The sequence below is a fragment of the Acidovorax sp. SUPP950 genome (assembly GCF_030158935.1).
Taxonomy (GTDB): domain Bacteria; phylum Pseudomonadota; class Gammaproteobacteria; order Burkholderiales; family Burkholderiaceae_C; genus Paracidovorax.
In genome coordinates this window covers 194,760-213,583 of record NZ_BQXE01000001.1, presented here as the reverse complement: position 1 = coordinate 213,583, position 18,824 = coordinate 194,760, and the positions used below count along the sequence as shown (strand labels likewise).

The window sequence follows — 18,824 nt, the reverse complement described above, 5'->3', positions numbered from 1 at the left end:
TGGCTGCCGCTACTGAATTCACCCCGTCTCTGCGACCACCCTGGCGGTCGTCGCTCGCAGATTGGGATGGCCCAATGGTCCGGCTCGGTGGCGCGCTGCTGGCCGGTCTGCCCGTGCTGGTGCTGGCCGGTCTGCTGGACGACCGGGAATGGCACGGGCTTACGCTGTGGACGAAGCCGATCAAGTTTGCGATCGGCTTTGCCCTCTACCTCATGAGTCTGGGCTGCTTTGCCGCCTTCATCGACCCGGCTTGGCGACAGCGGCGGGTGTTCCGGGTGGCGATCTTTGCCGGCCTATTGGCCATCGCCATGGAGCAGGCCATCATCACGCTGCAGTCGGCGCGGGGCGTGGGCTCGCATTTCAACATCGCCACGGCCTTCGACGCGGCGCTTTACAGCGCAATGGGTGCGGGTTCCCTGGTGCTCCTGGTCATGGTGCTGCCCATTGCATGGGGCCTTGCACGCCATCCCGGCACCCAGCCGCTGTCCGCGAGCATGCGCCACGCGCTGGTCGCCGGACTGCTGTTGACTTTCGGGCTCACGCTGATCACCGCCGGGACCATGGCGGTGATGGGAAGCCACCGTGTCGGTGCACTGCCTGGCACCAGCGGGGCGATGGCATGGATGGGCTGGCTGCGACATGCCGGCGACTTGCGCGTGCCGCATTTCTTCGCCACCCACGCCATGCACGCCATCCCGCTCGCGGTGCTGATGCTGGGCCCACTCCTTCGGCTGGGCCAGCGCGGCGTCGTTGGCGTGGCTGCGATCTACGGCGCTGTCGTCCTGGCGGTGTTCGTGCAGGCTTTGCAGGGCCATGCGTTTCTTGCGTTCATCGGATAGCGCGCACCATCTGCTTCGAAGGACCGTGCACCCATGGCGCGGGCGAGGGGGAGTCGGCTACCCAGCCGCATCAGACATAGCGCTGCTCCAGGGCGTCCCAAGCGGGTTTGTCCACCAGGCGCTGGCGCTCTGCAAAAGAGGCCACCAAGGCCGGGTCTTCGCCGAGGCGCTTCGTCTCGCGCAGCACGGTGAGCGCTTTCTGCATGCCGGCCACCGCGCCCTGCAGCGCTGCATTGGCATACAGCACGATCCCGTAGCCCAACTGGCCCAGTTCCTCTGCCCCGACGATGGGCGTGCGCCCGCCGATCACCATGTTCATGAGCTGCGGCGTGGCCAGGCGTCCAGGCAGCGCGCGAATGTCCTCGGCTTTGGTGACGGCCTCGATGAACAGAAGATCGGCCCCGGCTTGCGCGAAGCGTTCGGCACGCTCGATGGCCGCCTCCAGGCCCAGCGTCGCGGCCGCGTCGGTGCGCGCCATGATGAGCAGGTCGGGATCGGTGCGCGCATCCACCGCCGCCTTGATTTTGCCGACCGCCTCTTCGCAGGCGATCACCTCCTTGCCGGCAAAGTGCCCGCAGCGCTTGGGCGCGACCTGGTCTTCGAGCTGGATGCAGTCGGCGCCAGCACGTTCCAGCACGCGCACGGTGTGCCGGACGTTGAGCGCGTTGCCAAAGCCCGTGTCGGCATCGACGAGCAGGGGCAGGGCGACCGCGTCGCGGATGCGCGCCGTGTGGTCGGCGATCTCGTGCAGGCCCATGAAGCCCTGGTCCGGCAGGCCGAACCACATGTTGGTCACACCGGCACCGGTGACGTAGAGCGCTTCGAAGCCCAGGTCTTCGACGACCCGGGCCGACAGCGCATTGAACGCGCCCGGCACCAGCACGCCGCGGCGGGCCTCCACCAGTGCGCGCAGGTGTTTGCGTGGGGTGTGGGCCATGGCGTCAGATCACGTAGAGGTCGATGTATTCGTGCACTGGCAGGGCCTCCAGCGTCTGCGCATCGAGCGAGGCCGCCAGGATCGCGTCCTGCTGCTTCGGGGGGAAGCTGCGCGCGAGGTTGCGGCGGAACTTGGCCTCCAGCAGTGGAATGCCTTCGGCGCGCCGGCGCCGGTGGCCGATGGGGTATTCGACCGCCACTTCGGGCAGGGCGCTGCCGTCGTTGAACACCACCGTCAGCGCATTGGCGATGCTGCGCTTTTCCGGGTCGTGGTAGTCGGCGGTGTAGCGGGGGTCTTCCACGCAATGAATCCTGGCGCGCAGCGCGTCGATGCGCGGATCGGCCGCCACGCCGGCTTCGTAGTCGGCTGCGGTGAGCCGGCCGAAAATCAGCGGCACCGCCACCATGTACTGGATGCAGTGGTCGCGGTCCGCCTCGTTGTTCAGCGGGCCCTGCTTGTCGATGATGCGGATGCAGGCCGCGTGCGTGCGGATGGTGATGCGCTGCACGTCGTCCACGGTCTTGCCTGCGTCCCGCAATTGCTGGTGCAAAGCCATGGCGGCTTCGACCGCGGTCTGGCTGTGGAACTCGGCCGGAAAGCTGATCTTGAACAGCACGTTCTCCGCCACATAACTGCCGTAGGGGCGCTGGAAGCGGAACGGCTGGCCCTTGAAGCACACGTCGTAGAAGCCCCAGGTTTTCGCGGTCAGTGCCGAGGGGCAGCCCATCTCCCCGGTCTGCGCGATCAGCGCCAGGCGCACGGCACGGCTGGTGGCGTCACCTGCCGCCCAGCTCTTTCGGCTGCCTGCGTTGGGTGCGTGGCGGTAGGTGCGCAGGCTTTGTCCATCGACCCAGGCCAGCGACACGGCGGCCAGCGTCTCGTCGCGCGACAGGCCCAGCAGCTTCGAGACCACGGCGGTCGATGCCACCTTGACCAGCACCACATGGTCGAGCCCGACCTGGTTGAAGGCGTTTTCCAGCGCGATAACGCCCTGGATCTCGTGGGCCTTGACGATGGCGGCGAGCACGTCGCGCATCACCAGCGGTGGCTTGCCCGCCGCCACGGCGGTACGGCTGAGCCAGTCGGCCACGGCCAGGATGCCGCCCAGGTTGTCCGACGGATGGCCCCATTCGGCGGCCAGCCAGGTGTCGTTGAAGTCGAGCCAGCGGATCAAAGCACCGATGTTGAACGCGGCCTGCACCGGGTCGAGCTGGAACGGGGTGCCCGGCACCTTGGCGCCGTGGGGTACGGACGTGCCCTTGACGATGGGACCGATGAGCTTGCGCGCCGCGGGATACTCCAGCGCCTCCAGCGCCTCCAGCCCGCAGCCCAGGGTGTCGATGAGGATGTGGCGGGCGGTGGTGAGCGCGAGGTCCGAGGTCACCTCGTAGCGGAGCGCGTAGTCGACGATATCGACGATGACCTGGTCGTATTCGGGGCGGATGTTGCTGATGGGCGCGGACATGGGGGCTGGGGTGTCGGGTAGTGGTGAAAAGAAAAGGTGGGATGCGCCAATGCGGCTTCAGGTGCGGTCCGCCAGCGCGACGAAGGCCTGGTCTTCGGGCCCCGTGTAGTTCGCGCTGGGCCGGATGATCTTGTTGTCGATGCGCTGCTCGATCACGTGCGCGGCCCAGCCGCTGGTGCGGGCGATGACGAACAGGGGCGTGAACATGGCCGTGGGCACGCCCATCATGTGGTAGCTCACGGCGCTGAACCAATCCAGGTTGGGGAACATGTTCTTGGCCTCGCGCATCACGGCCTCCAGCCGTTCGGCGATGTCGAACATGCGGGTCGATCCCGCCTCCTGGGACAGGGTTTTGGCCACGCCCTTGATGACCGCGTTGCGCGGATCGCTCACGGTATAGACCGGGTGCCCAAAACCGATCACCACCTCCTTGGCCTCGACGCGGCGGCGGATGTCGGCCTCGGCTTCGTCGGGGTTGTCGTAGCGCTTCTGGATCTCGAAGGCCACCTCGTTGGCGCCGCCGTGCTTGGGACCGCGCAGCGCGCCGATGGCGCCCGAGATCGACGAATACAGGTCGCTGCCGGTGCCGGCGATGACGCGCGCAGTGAAGGTGGAGGCATTGAACTCGTGCTCGGCATACAGGTTGAGTGAGGTGTGCATGGCGCGCTCCCAGCTCGCCGGCGGCTTGCGGCCATGCAGCAGGTGCAGGAAGTGCGCGCCGATGGAGTCGTCATCGGTTTCGACGTCGATGCGCCGGCCCTGGGTGGACCAGTGGTACCAGTACAGCAGCATCGAGCCGAGCGATGCCAGCAGCCGGTCGGCGATGTCGCGCGCGCCGGGCGTGGGGTGCTCGTCCTTTTCGGGCAGGGTGCAGCCGAGCGCCGACACGCCGGTGCGCATCACGTCCATCGGGTGGGCATGCGCGGGGATCTGCTCCAGCGCCGACTTGACGCTGCGGTGGTCGGCAGTTTGCCGTGCACCAGCAGGTGGGCGATTTCCTCGAACTCGCAGACCTCGGCGATGTCGAGGATGTCGTAGCCGCGGTAGTGCAGGTCGTTGCCGGTGCGCCCGACGGAGCACAGCGCCGTGTTGCCGGCCGTGACGCCGGACAGCGCCACGGATTTCTTGACGCGGGCGCCGGGGGGGGCGATGGGGGTTGCGAGGGTCATGCGATTTCCTTTGCAAAGGGGAGGGGGTCGGTGGGCAGGGCGGCACCGGAGCGGGGGATGGTTGCGGGGCGCCCGGCGGCGTCCACCGCCACCATTTCGAACACCCCCCGAAGCACCTCCTCCTGCGGACCGCCCAGGGCCTGCGCCAGGCCGGTCACGCAGACGGTCATCGAGCTGCGGCCGACCCGGCTCACGCGGGCCTGCAGCGTGAGCACATGGCCCACCGGTACGGGCGACACGAAGTCGATGCCGGTCACGCTGGCCATCACCACATCCCGCTGGGCCACGCTGCGTCCCACCAGGAACGCCGCTTTGGCCATGGATTGCAGGGCATGGCCTGCGAACAGCGTGCCGTGGTGGTTCGCCTGGCAGGGAAAGACGATGTCCTGGAACGCGAGAATGGGGCCGCTGGGGGTTGTCATGCTTCGCAATCTACGCACAATGAGCGCATTGATAAAGCACTGAAAGAGCGAAGCTTTGCGAATGAAAAACAGCCAGTTTGCAAATTCTGCGAATTTTTCTTCTGGGTGGCGGGCAACGCGGTGAAGAAAACCTTCATGGGGGTGCGCCTGCGCAAGCTGCGCGCCGAGCGCGGCCTGTCCCAGATCGCCATGGCGCAGGCGCTGGGCCTGTCGCCCAGCTACCTGAACCAGCTGGAACAGAACCAGCGGCCGCTCACCGTGGCCGTGTTGCTCAAGGTCAGCCGCACGCTCGGGGTGGACGTGCAGCAGTTCTCCGAAGACGAAGAGGCGCGCATGGTGGCGGGCCTGCAGGAGGCGCTGGCGGACAACCCCGGGGGCGAGTCGGTCGCGCTGCCGGAGCTGCGGGAGATCGCCTCGCAGATGCCGGCCGTGGGCCGTGCCTTGCTGGCGCTGCACCGGCGCCACCTCGAAGCCACGCAGCGGCTGGAGGCACTCGCCGTGCGCCTGGGTGATGGCCGGGGGGAAGAAGGGGGGCCGGACAACGGCCAGGCCCCCCTTGCACCCGTGCAGCCCATGGCCTTCGAGCGCGTGCGTGACTTCTTTCTCTCGCACCAGAACTACCTGGATTCCATCGACCGCGCCGCCGAGCAGCTGGCCGCCGAGGCGCAGGCCGAGGGCGGACTGCTGTCCGACTGGCTGGCGCGGCGCCTGCAACAGCAGCACGGCGTGCGCACCGTGCCATCGCAGGACGACATGGGCACGCACCTGCGCAGCTACGACCCAGGCAGCAAGGTGTTGCGGCTGTCCCCGTCGCTCGACCCCGGCCAGCTCGCCTTCCAGCTGGGCACGCAGTGGGCGCTGCTGGCGCATTCAACGCTGCTTGATGCGCTGGTGGACCTGCCGGAATTCCGGCACGACCCGCAGGCGCGCGCACTCGGGCGCATCGGCCTGGCCAACTACTTCGCTGGTGCCTTGCTGCTGCCCTACGCCGTGTTTCTGCAGGCCGCCGAAACCACGCGCTACGACATCGACCGCCTGGCGCGGCGCTTCGGGGTGGGCTTCGAAACCATCTGCCACCGGCTCAGCACGCTGCAGCGGCCCGGTGCGCCGGGCGTGCCGTTCTTCTTCATCCGCGTGGACCGGGCCGGCAACATCTCCAAGCGCCAGTCCGCCACCCATTTCCATTTCTCGAAGACGGGTGGCACCTGTCCGCTGTGGAACGTGTACGAGGCGTTTTCGCAGCCCGGCAAGATCCTGCCGCAACTGGCGCGCATGCCGGACGGACGCAGCTACCTCTGGATCGCCCGGACGGTCTCCACGGGTCAAGGCGGCTTCGGCGCGCCAAGCAAGACCTTTGCGGTGGCCCTGGGCTGCGACATCCGCCATGCGCCCCGGCTGGTCTACTCACGCGGCATGGACCTTGACGATCCTGAGATCGCCACGCCCATCGGAATGGGCTGCAAGGTGTGCGAACGCATCGGCTGTCCGCAACGGGCCTTCCCATTCCTGGGCCGGCCGCTGGATGTGAGCGAGAACGAAAGCCGCTTCACCCCGTACCCGGCGGGGGACACGGCGGGCCGTGGGTAGCCGCGCACCGTGGCACGGGCCGATGAACGCATCGGCGAACATGGTGCATGCAGTTCGAAGTGAATCTCATTTACTGCATCTCCTATACTGCGGCCTTCACTTGCCTTTTGCGCCATCGATCCTGCGTTCGCGGGGTCTGGCCATGTCGATGGGCATGGCCCATTCCCTGGTTCAGATGTCCGTGTTCGCGCGCTATTACCGAGAGTTGCTGAGGTTCCTGCAGGGGTCCGTCCAGGATCGCGAGATGGCGGCCGACCTGGCGCAGGAAAGCTATGCGCGGGTGCTGGCCGTGCAGCAGTCGGGCGAGACCATCGCCGAACCCCGGGCGTTTCTGTACCGCACGGCGCGCAACCTCGTCATCGACCAGCACCGCCGCGACGCGGTGCGCGGCCAGCATGCCCCTCTGGACGGAGACGATGGCTTCGAGCAGGCCGCTCAGGCCCTGGCCGGCCCACGGGCCTGCGAGCCCGAGGTGGCGGCCATGTCCTCCCAGACCGTGAACGCGCTGCTGGCTACCATCGGCGAACTGCCGCTGCGCTGCCGCGAGGCGTTCATCCTGCACAAGTTCGATGGCCTTGCCCAGGCGGACATCGCGCGCCGCATGGGCATCTCGGTGACCATGGTGGAGCGCCACATCCAGCGGGGCATGCAGGCCTGCCGCGATTGCCAGGACCGGCTGGGCGGCTCCCCCCGCGCACCGGCACAGCCCACGCTACCGGAAGGCCCGCGATGACGCGCTGCCCATTCCTGGATCCGCAAGGTTGGGATGGCGCCGTGCCGTGCGTCTACTGCCAGGTACCCTTTTGAAATGTCCATGACCGATCCCCACCGCGCGGCCCCCTCGTCCAGTGACCTCGATACCGAGGCGCTGGCGTGGTTCGCGCGCCTGGACCGGGAACAGGGCGCCGAGCAGAACGCCGAATTCCAGGCCTGGCTGGCCGGGCACCCGGGCCGGCAGGCGGCATTCGCCCGCTGGCAGGCCGACTGGCTGCGGCTGGACCAGTTGCCCGCTGCCGGCGTGGCGCAATTGCGGCGGCAGCTGGCGGCCGGGCAGGCCCAGGCGGACCGCAAGCCCACGCCGGCGCCCACCGGGCGCAGGGCGTGGCTGCAGGGTTGGTCGGCCCTGATGCCGCAGGCCGCCGTGGCGGCGGTGGTCGTGCTCATGGCCGGGGGCGGCAGCTACCTGGCCTGGGACCACTGGCAGCAGCAGCCGGTTTTCGTGCAGAACTTCTCGACGGAACGCGGCCAGCAACTGGACGTGCAACTGCCCGACGGCAGCCGCCTGCGGCTCGATACCGCCACGCGGGTGGAGGTGGCGCTGTACCGCCAGCGGCGCGAGGTGCGCCTGCCCGAGGGGCACGCCGTGTTCCAGGTGCAGGGCGACGCCACCCGGCCGTTCGACGTGCTGGCCGGCGCCGTGAAGGTGACGGTGGTGGGCACGCGGTTTTCCGTGCGCCACACCGCCAGCGTGCCCGGCGACAACGGCGTGCGCGTGGCCGTGGAGGAGGGACGGGTGCGCGTGGCGGCGGCCGGCGGCGCCGTGAGCCCACCCGGGCAGACTGGCGCGGCCGCGGTGGTGCTCACCGCCGGGCAGCAGGTGGCGGCCGATGCCGCGGGCCGCATGGCGCCGGTCGGCCCGGTGGCGACGGCTGGGGTCGCCCCTTGGCGCGACGGGCGCATCACCTTCGACGATGTGCCGCTGGCGCAGGCTTTGGCGGAGTTCGAGCGCTACGGGCCGACCGGCCTCGTGGTGCGCGATGCGGCCGTGGGCGCGCTGCGCATGACCGGCACCTTCGACCCGCGCCGCCTGGACAACTTCCGGCAGGCGCTGCCCAAGGTGCTGCCGGTGCGCCTGCAGGGCGAGGCGCCGCACACCGAAATCGTCGCGGCGCACTGAGCCGGCCTTGCGCCAGGCGTGCACGAACGTGCGGCCCGACCGCGGGGGCACAAGCCACTGAATCGCCTTTCGAAAAAAAGCGCAAAACCCAGGTTGGGGTTTTGCCAAGCCATGCGTCTACCTGAGAAGGCTTCTTATTCCCAACCTTCCGGAGATCGTTCGCATGTCCCGTTTTCGTTTCCATCCTGCCCCGTTGGCTGTGGCGGCCGCCCTGGCGCTGGGCGCCTTGCCCACCCATGCCCAGCCGGGGGCCGGTGCGCAGGCTGCGGCATCCGTGCCGGTGGACATCCGCATCGCGGCCCAGCCCCTGGCCCAGGCCCTGGATGCGCTGGCGCGGCAGGCGCGCGTGGAGCTGATGGTGCAGCCCGCACTGGTGGAGGGCAAGGTGGCGCCGGCCGTGCAAGGGCGCCTCACCGCCCGCGAGGCGCTCAACCGCCTGCTGGCGGGCAGCGGGCTGTTCGCGGAGATCGAAGGCACCTCGGTGGTCGTGCGCCGCGTGCCGCAAGGCGCAGGCACGGCCACGCTCGCGCCCGTGACGGTATCGGCCCAGGCCGAGCGCCCGGTGGCGACCGAGCACACGGGCTCGTACACCACACGCGCCGTCACGGTGGGCAAGGGCGCCCAGGCGCTCAAGGACATTCCCCAGTCGATCAGCGTCGTCACGCGACAGCTGATGGACGAGCAGAACATCACCTCGGTCTACGACGCGCTCGCCAGCACCACCGGCATCACGCTGGCGCAAAGCCCGCAGGGCGGCAAGTACATCTATTCGCGCGGCTACGACCTGACCACGGTGCAGTACGACGGGGTGCCACTCAACCGCGGCATGTACGGGCGGGCGAGCAACTATTCATCCAGCATGGCGATCATCGACCGGGCCGAGGTCCTGCGCGGCGCTGCCGGCCTGCTGCAGGGCGAAGGCAGCCCCGGTGGGGCGGTCAACCTGGTGCGCAAGCGTCCTCTCGGCACCAATGCCACCACGGTGGAGGCCCGCGTGGGCTCGTGGGACCGCTACGGCGCGCAACTGGACGCCAGCCGCGTCCTGAACGAAGAGGGCACGCTGCGCGGCCGCGCGCTGATCGACTACGAAGACCACCACTCGTTCATGGACTATGTGAACCGCCGCAGCCCGACCGTGTACGGCACGCTGGAATACGACGTCTCGGCCGCCACGCGCATCAACTTCGGGGCCAGCTCCGAAGAAACGCGGGGCCGCCCTTCGATGAACGGTCTGCCGCGCTACGCCACCGGCGGCGACCTGAACCTGCCCCGCTCGACCTACCTGGGCGCCACCTGGAACCGGCAGGAGTCGTCCAACCGCGGGCTGTACTTCGATGCGGCGCACCAGTTCAACGACGACTGGAAGCTGCAGTTCACGGCGATGCACCTCAAGGAGGAGCACGACCTGAAGTACGCCGGGGTCAACCGGGCGGTCAACCCGGCGCTGATGCAGAGCGCCAACATCGTGGCCCGGTCCATCGCCGACATCGAGACCTCGGGCATCGACGCGAACCTGACCGGAAAATTCGACGCCTTCGGCCGGCGGCACGAACTGGTGAGCGGGGTCAACTACACGCACACCACGAACGACACCATCTACGGCTTTCGGACCAACTACAACATCTTCGGCCTGAACAGCTACAACCCCGACTTCCGCGAGCCCACGGACGCCGAGATCTACACCGGCACCCGCGAGGCGCGGCAGGGCAAGGCCCGGCAACTGGGCTTCTACAACGCGGTGCGCCTGCAGCTGACCGACCCGCTCAAGCTGGTGGTCGGCGCGCGCGTCAGCTGGTTCCGCACCGACTGGGACACCGTCACCACCGGCGCGGCGCCGTCCACCTCGGCCACCCACAGCCGCGAGAACGCCAAGGTCAACCCCTATGCCGGGCTGATCTACGCGCTCGACCCGCAATGGTCCGCCTACGTGAGCTATTCCGACATCTTCAAGCCGCAGTCCGAACTGAACGAGGCGGGCCAGTTGCTCAAGCCCATGGTGGGCGCCAATTACGAGGCGGGCCTCAAAGGCGAGCTGATGGACGGCAAGGTGAATGCCTCGTTCGCCCTGTTCCGCGTGGACCAGAAGAACCGCGCGCAGGAAGACTTCAGCACCAGCCCCACCTGCCGCAGCGACTACTACTGCTACACCGACACGGGCGAGGTGCGCAGCCAGGGCCTGGATGCCGAGGTGAGCGGCGAAGTCGCGCGCCACTGGAACCTGTTCGCCGGCTACACCTTCAACCAGACCAAGTACCTCAAGGATGTGAGCAGCCAGGGCCTGTCCTTCAACAGCTACACGCCCAAGCACCTGTTTCGCCTGTGGAGCACCTACCAGCTGCCGGGCGAGTGGAACGCCATCACCCTCGGGGGCGGCGTCAACGCGCAAAGCGGCAGCTACCGCCAGATCGGCGCCGTGCGCGCCACCAACGGCGGGCGGGCGGTGTGGAATGCGCTCGTCAAGTACCAGATCAACCGCCACTGGACCGCGGCGCTGAACGTCAACAACGTCTTCGACAAGCGCTACTACAGCTCGGTCACCGCGCTGGTCAACGGCAGCTATTACGGCGACCCCCGCAATGTGATGCTGACCCTGCGCGGCGCCTTCTGACCGTGCGCAGTCGATCGCGCAGCGAAAGGCCAGGGATGGGGCCCGCATGAAAGGCAACGGCAACTTGCGCCAGTCCATGTCGTGGCTGCACACCTGGTGCGGCCTCGTCTGCGGATGGCTGCTGTGCGCCATCTTCCTCACGGGCACGCTCAGCGTGTTCCGGGAGCCGATCACCCGCTGGATGGAGGCCCGGCCCGTGCTGGCGGACGCCGGGGCCGGCACACAGGGGGCCGTGCCACATGCGCTGGCCCAGGCCATGCGGCACTTGGCCGCGCAGGCACCCGGCGCGCGCTTTTGGCGCATCGAGCTGCCCCAGCGCCCGGGCGATGCCCTGCTGCTGGCGTGGCGCGATGGCCGTGCCAACCAGACGGCCGCGCTGCACCCGGTGACCGGCGCCGTGCTGCCCCTGCCCTGGGGCCGGGCGACCGAAGGCGGGCGCCACTTCATGTCATTCCACTACATGCTGCAGTGGAATGCGCTCGGCTTCTGGGTGGTCGGCTGGGTGTCGATGGCCATGCTGGTGGCGCTGGTGTCCGGCGTGGTCGTGCACCGGCGCATCTTTCAGGATTTCTTCACGTTCCGGCCGGGCAAGGGCCAGCGCTCGTGGATGGACGCCCACAACGCCACCGCCGTGCTGACGCTGCCCTTTCTGTTCATGATCGTCTACACCGGGCTGGCGATCTTCTACACCTCGTACATGCCCTGGCCACTACAAGCGGCCTACGGCAGCGGCGAGTCGGCCCATGCCCGGTTCCAGGCCGAGTTGCACCACGGCGAGGGCGAAGCGCTGCGCCGCCCCCGCACGGGCCGGCCCGCGGCCTTGCACGATCTGGCACCGCTGCTGCAAAGGGCCCGCGACCTGACGGGTCAGCCACCGCGCATGGTGGTGGTCGAGGCGCCGGGGGATGCGAATGCCACGGTGCGCGTGCTCGGCCCCCGCGAAGCCGAGCCAGGCGCAGGCCAGCGCCGCGCCTTGCTGAACCCGGTGGCCACCGCGGTGTTCGACGGCGTGAGCGGCGCCGTGCTGCAGGTGCGCCGGCCGGACCCCGACGCGGCCTTCGCCTCGGAGCAGGTGCACGCCGTGATGGAGTCGCTGCACTTCGCCCGCTTCGGTGGCTGGCCGATGAAGTGGCTGTATTTCGCCAGCGGGCTGCTCGGCACCGTGATGGTGGCCACCGGCACCGTGCTGTTCAGCGTGAAGCGGCGCCGCGCCTGCGGCAATGAGTTCGGCCGTGCCACGGCCGGCGTCTACCGCGCCATCGAGGCCCTGAACGTCGCGGCCGTGGCAGGCATCGGCGTGGCCTGCATTGGCTACCTCCATGCCAACCGCCTGCTGCCTGCCGAGCTGCCCGGCCGCGCGCTGTGGGAGATCCGGGCCTTCCTGGCGGTCTGGCTGGCCACGCTGCTGCACGCCGCGCTGCGCCCGCCGCGCCGGGCCTGGGTGGAGCAGCTGGGCGCGGCAGCGGCGCTGTGCGTGGCGCTGCCCGCGCTGAACGCCTGGACCACCGGCCAGCACCTGGGCCGCTACGCCCTGGCGGGCGATGGACAGCGCGCCGGCGTGGAGTTCATCGCGCTGGCCTTCGGCGCGGCGCTGGCGTGGGCCACGTACCGCACCGGGCGGGGCTGGCACGGCGCGCGCAAGGCGGTGCCGGGCGCCCCCCGGCGCCCTGCGCCGCACGGCGGGGTGCAGGGATGAGCCGCCCCCTTCGGCCCGCGATGCGTTCGGCCGGCCGGCTCGGCGTTGCCAGCCGGGTGCTGGCCGCGTGTGTGGGCGGGTACGCCGTGGCGTCCCTGCTTGCCACCGTGCTGGCGCTGGCCGCGCCGCGCCTGTGGGGAGGGAGCCGCGCGGATGGCGTGCTGCTGGCGACGTTGCTCAGCTTCGCGGTGTACGCGGCCATCGCGCTGTGGGTGTTCTGCGCGCGCAGCGCGGCGCGGGCCTGGCTGGGCCTGGGCGTGGCGGCAGCGCCCTGCGTTGGCCTGCTTTGGTGGTGGCGGTGACCCCATGGGCCGCTAGCATCGCTGCCCATGCAACGTCGAAGAATCCTCGCGGCACTCGCTGCCGCCTTTTTGTGCCTCGCGGTTTGGCTCGGTGCGGGCGAAGTCCTGAGCCATCCGCACCACCGGCCCGTGGGCCCGGCCCCGGGCGATCTGCCCGCGAGCCCGGTGCGGTTCGATACCGTCACGGGCCAGTCCCTTGCGGGCTGGCTGGTCCGTGGCGATGCCGGGGCCGGGGCGGTGCTGCTTTTGCATGGCATCGGTGCGGACCGGCGGCAGATGCTGGGCCGGGCCCGGTTTCTCCATCGCCTGGGCTATTCGGTGCTGCTCATCGATCTGCCCGCGCATGGCGAGAGCGCCGGGGACCGGGTGACTTTCGGCTGGAACGAATCGCAAGGCGTGGCGGCGGCCCTGGACTACCTGTCCGACGTGCTGCCCGACGAGAAGATCGGTGTGATCGGCGCATCGCTCGGGGCGGCCTCGCTCGTGCTGTCCCGGCCCGACGTGTCCCTGGAGGCCGTCGTGCTGGAGTCGATGTTCCCCACGATCGAAGACGCGGTCTCCGACCGCCTGGCGATGTACCTGGGGCCGGCGGGCCGGTGGCTCACGCCGCTGCTGCTGTGGCAGCTTCCCGTGCGGCTGGGCGTTTCCGCGGATCAGCTGCGGCCCATCGCCGACCTGCCGTCGCTGCAGGTGCCGCTGCTGATCGCGGCCGGATCGGAGGACCGCCACACCCCCCTGGCGGAAACCCGGCGCATCTACGCGGCGGCCGACGACCCGAAGGCGTTGTGGGTGGTCGATGGTGCGGCGCATGTCGATCTGCATGCGTTCGATCCGCCGGCCTACGAGGCGCGGATTTCGGCGTTCCTCGCGAAACACCTGCGCGACAGCGACTGAGGCCGTGCGCCGTGCCGGGCGGATCTCGTGCGTGACGCGGGGGCGAGCGGGCAGGGGAGCGCTGCCTCATCCCCCTTCAGTGCCCGCTGGCGGCTGTCGTGGCGGACCCTCCGTTGTCGGCCGGGTCACCACCAGGCGCGTGGTGCGCCATTCCCATCGCGCCGCCGTTCCCGCTTTCGCCCATTCCACCGCCGGCGCCGCCCCCATTGCCTCGCACACCGCCATCGGCATTGGCGCGCCGGGCGCCCGCGCCACCGCTTCCTCCGGGCCGCAGCGGCCCCTGCACGGGAATCGGCACATGCTCCGCAATCGGTTCCAGGTCCAGCGCCGCCCGGATGAACTGCCGCAGCGACACCACCAGCTGCGCCGTTTCGATGCTGCGGCCGGCCACCATGTCCTGCGCGGCCTGGGCGGCGAGTTGGACCTGCTCCTCGGTGCCCAGCAGGATCACGTCGGACAGCGCGGCTTCCACCGCATCGCGCACGCGGCGTTGGCGCTCGGTGCTGGTCAGCGGTGCCAGCGCCTCTTCCACGGTGGCCGGATCGCCTTCGGCAGGGGGCAGCGATGGCGTTGGGCTGCCAGCCGGCCGGCGCAGGTCGCGCATGTGCGTCGGGCTCACCTGCAACTGCCCGGTGAACGAGCCGCCCAAGGTCTTGTAGGCGGCGATCAGGGTCTTGAGCCGCTCGTTGATCTGCCGGTTTTCGCGTTGCTGGCGGCGCTGGATGGTCTGCATGAAGACGAGCCGGATGCCCACCATGAGCAGTGAGGCCAGCAGCAGCCCCAACGCGGTGGTGAGCAGGGTGTGCCAGGAACTGAAGTCGAGCATGTGGCGCATGGCGGACGCGGGGCGCTGGCGCCGCCGCGAAAGGGGAGTGGAGGGCAGGCCATGATAGGCACGGGCACCAGGTGCTGCACCCGTGGCCGGGCGGCACCGTTGGGCCCTCGCAGGGCGCGGCTCAGGCGGGCGCCGCCGCGTCCAGCATTTCGACGACCCGCTTCCAGTCCGCCGCATCGACCGGCGTGATGGACAGGCGGCTGCCTTTTTGCAGCACCTGCAGGCCGGCCAGTTCCGGCCGGGCGCGCAATTCGGCCAGGGGCAGCAGGCGGGTCTTGCGCACCGCCTGCACGTCCAGCAGCAGCCACCGCGGTTGGTCCGGGCGGGATTTGGGGTCGTGGTAGGGCGATTCGGGGTCGAACTGCGTCGGGTCCGGCCGGGTGGCGGATGCCACGCGCGCCAGGCCGGCAATGCCCGGCTCCGGACAGCTGGAGTGATAGAACAGCACGCCGTCGCCCACCTGCATGCCGTCGCGCATGAAGTTGCGCGCCTGGTAGTTGCGCACGCCGGTCCAGGGCACGGTGGCATCCGGGGCGGCCAGGGCGTCGTCGATGGAGCATTCCTGCGGCTCGGACTTCATGAGCCAGTAGCGGGGTTCGGGGGGCGGGGTCGTCGTCATGGCGCCATTCTGGCGGGATGCGGCGCAAGGATCGAGCCCTTCCCGCCGCCAGAGAGTCGTTGCTATTAATTTAATAGCAATGAAGGCATGATTCACTAGGGCATGGGGCCAAAAACACCCATATTCGCGAATTCACCGCATGCTCGCCGGTCCCGTGCCGCCCCACCGGATCGCATCGTGCGCCGGGATGGCCAGTGGGTTGTCCTGGGGTTCCGACAAGGGGGCGAGCAGGGCGTTCAGGTCCGCCTCGCTGAACTTGGCCGCACCCGCGGCGTCGTGCCCCAGCACCCCCTGCGCCAGCGCCTGCTTGCGGGCCTGCAGTTCCAGCATGCGTTCCTCGATGCTGCCTTCCACCACGATCTTGTAGACGAACACCGGCTGGTCCTGCCCGATGCGGTGGGCACGGGCGGTGGCCTGCTCCTCCACGGCGGGGTTCCACCAGGGGTCCAGGTGGATCACTGTGTCGGCGGCGGTCAGGTTCAGGCCCACGCCGCCGGCCTTGAGGCTGGCCAGCAGGACGGGCGGCGCGCCCGCATCGCCGCGGTCCTGGAAGCGCCGCACCACGGCGCCGCGCGCGCGGGGCGGTGTGTCTCCGGTCAGCGCGAGGAAGGGCAGTGCGAGCGCCTCCAGCGTTTCGGCCACCAGGGCGAGCATTTCGGTGAACTGCGAGAACACCAGCACGCGGCGCCCTTGCGCGACCAGGGCGGGCAGCGCGTCGGCCAGCCATTCGAGCTTGGCGCGCTCCATGGTGGCGGGCTGCGCCCGGGCGGCCTCGCTGCCCTTGACCAGGCGCGGATCGCAGCACACCTGCCGCAGCTTGAGCAGCGCATCCAGCAGGGTGATCTGCGCGCCGTCGAAGCTCTGGCGCTGCAGCACGCGGCGCACCTGCTTGTCGGCGGCGGCACGCACCGCTTCGTACAGCTCGCGCTGGCGGCCCTGCAGCGGCAGCCGCAGCACGACATCGGTGCGCGGCGGCAGTTCGGTGGCCACGTCCTGCTTGCGGCGGCGCAGGATGAACGGGCGCACGCGCCGGGCCAGCACCTCGGCCCGCAGGGTTTCGCCGTTCTCCTCGATGGGCTTGCGCCAGCGCTGGGAGAAGCTGCGCGCATCGCCCAGAAAGCCGGGCATGAGGAAGTCGAACTGCGCCCACAGCTCGCCCAGGTGGTTCTCCAGCGGCGTGCCGGTCAGGCAAAGCAGATGCGCAGCGTTCAGGCGCCGCAGGGCGCGGGCGCTGCGGCTGCCGGCGTTCTTGACCATCTGCGCCTCGTCCAGGATCAGCAGGTGCCACGGCTGCGCGGCCAGCGCGTCGATGTCGCGCCACACCAGCGGGTAGGTCGTCAGTACCAGGTCATGCTGGCCGATGCGGGCAAAACGCTCGCGCCGGTCCGCGCCGTGCAGGCTGAGCACGCGCAGGCCCGGGGCCATGCGCTGCGCCTCCGCCTGCCAGTTAAAGACGAGCGAGGTGGGCAGCACCACCAGCGCAGGGTGAGGCAGCCGGCCCGCTTCCTTTTCGGTGAGGACATGGGCCAGCGCCTGCGCGGTTTTCCCCAGGCCCATGTCGTCGGCCAGGATGCCGCCCAGCCCTTGGGCGCGCAGGTATTGCAGCCATGCGAGACCGTCGAGCTGGTACGGCCGCAGCGGCACCTGCAGCCCGGCCGGCGCGGCCACGGGCGCGGGCGTGCCGATGGCCTTCAGCCGCCGCGCCAGATGGGCCAGGCCGGCATCGCCCTGCAGCTGCCAGCCGTTGTCCCAGCCGCTGACCGTGCCCACGCGGTGCGCTTGCACCAGGCCGGCGCGCAGGGCCTCGATGCGCCGCATCTCCCAAGGCCCCAGGCGCAGCGGGTCGCCGTCCTGGCGCTGCCGGCCGGCGTTGCGCAGCGGATCGGTGAGCAGGTCCACCATCGCGCCGACGATGGCCTTGAGCGGCGCCGCGGGCGCATCGATGCGGCGCCCGCCGGGCGCGCGCAGCGAGACGGTGGCGTGGTCGTCGATGGCGGCCATCTGCGCGGCGTTCAGCCAGCGCGGCTCGCGCCGGAGCAGATCGGCCAGCAGGGGCGCCAAGTCCAGCGTCTCGCCGTCCACCTCGATGCCCAGGCTCAGCAGCCACGCCCCTTCGCGTTCGGGCAGATGCAGCTTTTGCACCGGGCGTTCGCGCGGGCCGAGCGGGCCGGCGAGGTCCTTGCCCAGCAGCTCGCCGGTGTCGGGGTCCAGGCGCAGCGTCCAGCGCTGCACGGGAACGCTCTCGTGCGCGAAGCCAGGCAGTACCGACACAGCCCAGCCGTGGGCCTGCAGGCGCGGCACCTGCTCGGCCCAGAAGTCGCCGAAGGCCGCCTCCTGCGGCAGCGTCCAGACAGGGCCCAGCACGGGAGCACCCGCACGGTCGCGCCACTGCAAGGCCGTTTCGGGCACCGGCAGCAGGCCCAGGTCGCGCACGAGGTCGATGGCGTCTGCCTCGGCCGCCCCATCGCGCTGCAGGCGCAGCACGGGGCCGCCGGTGTCGTACAGCTCCTGCACGGCCGGCGGGCGGCTGTTGAGCACCGAGGTGGGGGCGGGCGTTTCCCAGGCGGCGCCATCCAGCGTGCGGTAGGTCCAGTCGATGCGGGCCAGCGTGACCTGGTCGCCGCGCGGGCCGATCGGCCCGTGGGGCCGCAGGCCCAGCAGGCCGTCGCCACGGCCCAGCGTCTGCAGCGTGATGCGCGGCTGGAATCGGCCCGGCGTGGCGAGGGTGCCGTCCGCCGGGCCCGGCGGGGCAGACGGGGCGGCGGCGCGGGGCGCATCGCCGCGCATGCGCGCCATGACCTGCGCGGCCTCGGCATCGGACAGGGTGGGCAGCCGCGCCAGCGTTGCGGCATCGGCCCGGCGCTGCAGCGCGGAGACCCAGGCGCCGATGGCATGCTCGCGCGCAGCCGAGGCAACGGAAGGGCGCTTGGCGCGAGGGGAGTCAGCGGGGGGGCGCGGCGGCATGGGCGGCCATTGTGCCGGGCGAGCGGCCGCGTTCGAATGCTGGGCCGCCGGGCGGGGATTCAGCGCTTCGAATCGGCCTGTGGCGCCGGCAGGGTGAGTTGGGCCGCCTTGGCGACTTCCACGCAATCGCGCAGGTGCTGCTCGCCGAGCAGGCGCAGCGTGGTGTAGCCCAGCACGGCCGCCACGGCCTGGCCGGCCAGCGGCACATATTTGGCCGCCTGCTTGGCCGTAAGGCGCATGCCCACGGCCTGGGTGGCCCGGATCACCAGCTCGCGGGTGACGAACTTGCCGATCAAGGCCGACCCGACGAGGCCGACCGCCTTCTGCACCTGCTCGCGCTTGTGGGGCGTGAGCCGGTCGATCTGCTCGGGCGTCAGGCCGAATTCCGCATTGATCTGCGGCACCAGTCGGGACAGCAAGGCCGCGTCCACCGCCCAATCGAGGCCCGGAATGGGCACGGTGCCCGCCGCGGCGGCCATCAGTGCGCGCCGGTGCAGCAGGCGCCGGCTGCGCTGCACGGCTGCCAGCAGATCGGGGTCGTTGCCGGCCAGGGCCGAGGCGCTGGGAACACGTTTCGCCACGGGGCGGCC

General features: G+C 70.2%; 15 protein-coding genes and 1 pseudogene. 8 read left to right on the top strand and 8 right to left on the bottom strand.

What is annotated here, in order from left to right; translation table 11 throughout:
* Positions 1-113: 113 nt before the first annotated feature.
* Entirely contained in the window at positions 114-839 is a 726-nt protein-coding gene (locus tag AVME950_RS01045; protein ID WP_284428424.1) for a hypothetical protein, read from the top strand.
* A gap of 70 nt (positions 840-909) precedes the next feature.
* On the opposite strand, the gene AVME950_RS01040 is transcribed toward AVME950_RS01045, so the two are convergent.
* From AVME950_RS01040 to AVME950_RS01025, 4 genes and pseudogenes are all read right to left on the bottom strand, one after another.
* Positions 910-1,776, bottom strand: a complete 867-nt coding sequence (locus tag AVME950_RS01040; RefSeq protein ID WP_284428423.1) for an isocitrate lyase/PEP mutase family protein — start codon at positions 1,774-1,776, stop codon at positions 910-912.
* A 4-nt stretch (positions 1,777-1,780) separates the two neighbouring features.
* Positions 1,781-3,241, bottom strand: coding sequence for a bifunctional 2-methylcitrate dehydratase/aconitate hydratase (locus tag AVME950_RS01035; RefSeq protein ID WP_284428422.1), 1,461 nt, complete (start codon positions 3,239-3,241; stop codon positions 1,781-1,783).
* A 57-nt stretch (positions 3,242-3,298) separates the two neighbouring features.
* Positions 3,299-4,410, bottom strand: a pseudogene (gene prpC / locus AVME950_RS01030) (bifunctional 2-methylcitrate synthase/citrate synthase).
* Entirely contained in the window at positions 4,407-4,832 is a 426-nt protein-coding gene (locus AVME950_RS01025) for an acyl-CoA thioesterase (protein WP_284428421.1), read from the bottom strand. Before AVME950_RS01025 ends, prpC begins: the two are co-directional and overlap by 4 nt.
* A 120-nt stretch (positions 4,833-4,952) precedes the next feature.
* On the opposite strand from AVME950_RS01025, the gene AVME950_RS01020 reads away from it, so the two are divergent.
* From AVME950_RS01020 to AVME950_RS00990, 7 genes are all read left to right on the top strand, one after another.
* The gene (locus AVME950_RS01020; protein WP_284428420.1) at positions 4,953-6,419 is read left to right on the top strand and encodes a short-chain fatty acyl-CoA regulator family protein; all 1,467 of its coding nucleotides are present in this window, start codon (positions 4,953-4,955) and stop codon (positions 6,417-6,419) included.
* A gap of 154 nt (positions 6,420-6,573) precedes the next feature.
* Positions 6,574-7,152, top strand: a complete 579-nt coding sequence (locus tag AVME950_RS01015) for a sigma-70 family RNA polymerase sigma factor (RefSeq protein WP_284428419.1) — start codon at positions 6,574-6,576, stop codon at positions 7,150-7,152.
* Positions 7,153-7,233: 81 nt separating this feature from the next.
* Positions 7,234-8,316, top strand: coding sequence for a FecR family protein (locus AVME950_RS01010; protein ID WP_284428418.1), 1,083 nt, complete (start codon positions 7,234-7,236; stop codon positions 8,314-8,316).
* A gap of 163 nt (positions 8,317-8,479) precedes the next feature.
* Positions 8,480-10,924 carry a TonB-dependent siderophore receptor gene (locus tag AVME950_RS01005; protein ID WP_284428417.1) on the top strand — a complete coding sequence of 815 codons (2,445 nt, stop codon included), beginning with the start codon at positions 8,480-8,482 and terminating at the stop codon, positions 10,922-10,924.
* A gap of 46 nt (positions 10,925-10,970) precedes the next feature.
* The gene (locus tag AVME950_RS01000) at positions 10,971-12,620 is read left to right on the top strand and encodes a PepSY-associated TM helix domain-containing protein (RefSeq protein WP_284428416.1); all 1,650 of its coding nucleotides are present in this window, start codon (positions 10,971-10,973) and stop codon (positions 12,618-12,620) included.
* Positions 12,617-12,922 (top strand): DUF3649 domain-containing protein, encoded by a 306-nt coding sequence (locus AVME950_RS00995; RefSeq protein ID WP_284428415.1) that lies wholly within the window; start codon positions 12,617-12,619, stop codon positions 12,920-12,922. Before AVME950_RS01000 ends, AVME950_RS00995 begins: the two co-directional genes overlap by 4 nt.
* A gap of 27 nt (positions 12,923-12,949) precedes the next feature.
* A complete protein-coding gene (locus AVME950_RS00990; RefSeq protein ID WP_284428414.1) occupies positions 12,950-13,816 on the top strand; it encodes an alpha/beta hydrolase in 867 nt (288 codons plus the stop codon).
* Between the two features lie 76 nt (positions 13,817-13,892).
* Here AVME950_RS00990 and AVME950_RS00985 read toward each other — a convergent pair whose 3' ends face one another.
* The 4 genes from AVME950_RS00985 to AVME950_RS00970 form a co-directional block, all read right to left on the bottom strand.
* Positions 13,893-14,651: a hypothetical protein gene (locus AVME950_RS00985; protein WP_284428413.1), complete on the bottom strand. Its 759-nt coding sequence runs from the start codon at positions 14,649-14,651 to the stop codon at positions 13,893-13,895.
* 121 nt (positions 14,652-14,772) lie between these two features.
* Positions 14,773-15,270, bottom strand: a complete 498-nt coding sequence (locus AVME950_RS00980; RefSeq protein WP_284428412.1) for an EVE domain-containing protein — start codon at positions 15,268-15,270, stop codon at positions 14,773-14,775.
* Positions 15,271-15,402: 132 nt separating this feature from the next.
* Positions 15,403-18,234, bottom strand: coding sequence for a DEAD/DEAH box helicase (locus AVME950_RS00975; RefSeq protein WP_284428411.1), 2,832 nt, complete (start codon positions 18,232-18,234; stop codon positions 15,403-15,405).
* Between the two features lie 59 nt (positions 18,235-18,293).
* Entirely contained in the window at positions 18,294-18,815 is a 522-nt protein-coding gene (locus AVME950_RS00970) for a hypothetical protein (protein ID WP_284428410.1), read from the bottom strand.
* Between the last annotated feature and the right edge of the window lie 9 nt (positions 18,816-18,824).

Bases quoted from the DNA above. Each gene is read 5' to 3' on its own strand.
- AVME950_RS01040 (WP_284428423.1), bottom strand. From the start codon at position 1,776: ATGGCCCACACCCCACGCAAACACCTGCGCGCACTGGTGGAGGCCCGC.
- AVME950_RS01035 (WP_284428422.1), bottom strand. From the start codon at position 3,241: ATGTCCGCGCCCATCAGCAACATCCGCCCCGAATACGACCAGGTCATC.
- AVME950_RS01025 (WP_284428421.1), bottom strand. From the start codon at position 4,832: ATGACAACCCCCAGCGGCCCCATTCTCGCGTTCCAGGACATCGTCTTT.
- AVME950_RS01015 (WP_284428419.1), top strand. From the start codon at position 6,574: ATGGCCCATTCCCTGGTTCAGATGTCCGTGTTCGCGCGCTATTACCGA.
- AVME950_RS01010 (WP_284428418.1), top strand. From the start codon at position 7,234: ATGACCGATCCCCACCGCGCGGCCCCCTCGTCCAGTGACCTCGATACC.
- AVME950_RS01005 (WP_284428417.1), top strand. From the start codon at position 8,480: ATGTCCCGTTTTCGTTTCCATCCTGCCCCGTTGGCTGTGGCGGCCGCC.
- AVME950_RS01000 (WP_284428416.1), top strand. From the start codon at position 10,971: ATGAAAGGCAACGGCAACTTGCGCCAGTCCATGTCGTGGCTGCACACC.
- AVME950_RS00995 (WP_284428415.1), top strand. From the start codon at position 12,617: ATGAGCCGCCCCCTTCGGCCCGCGATGCGTTCGGCCGGCCGGCTCGGC.
- AVME950_RS00990 (WP_284428414.1), top strand. From the start codon at position 12,950: ATGCAACGTCGAAGAATCCTCGCGGCACTCGCTGCCGCCTTTTTGTGC.
- AVME950_RS00985 (WP_284428413.1), bottom strand. From the start codon at position 14,651: ATGCGCCACATGCTCGACTTCAGTTCCTGGCACACCCTGCTCACCACC.
- AVME950_RS00980 (WP_284428412.1), bottom strand. From the start codon at position 15,270: ATGACGACGACCCCGCCCCCCGAACCCCGCTACTGGCTCATGAAGTCC.
- AVME950_RS00975 (WP_284428411.1), bottom strand. From the start codon at position 18,234: ATGCCGCCGCGCCCCCCCGCTGACTCCCCTCGCGCCAAGCGCCCTTCC.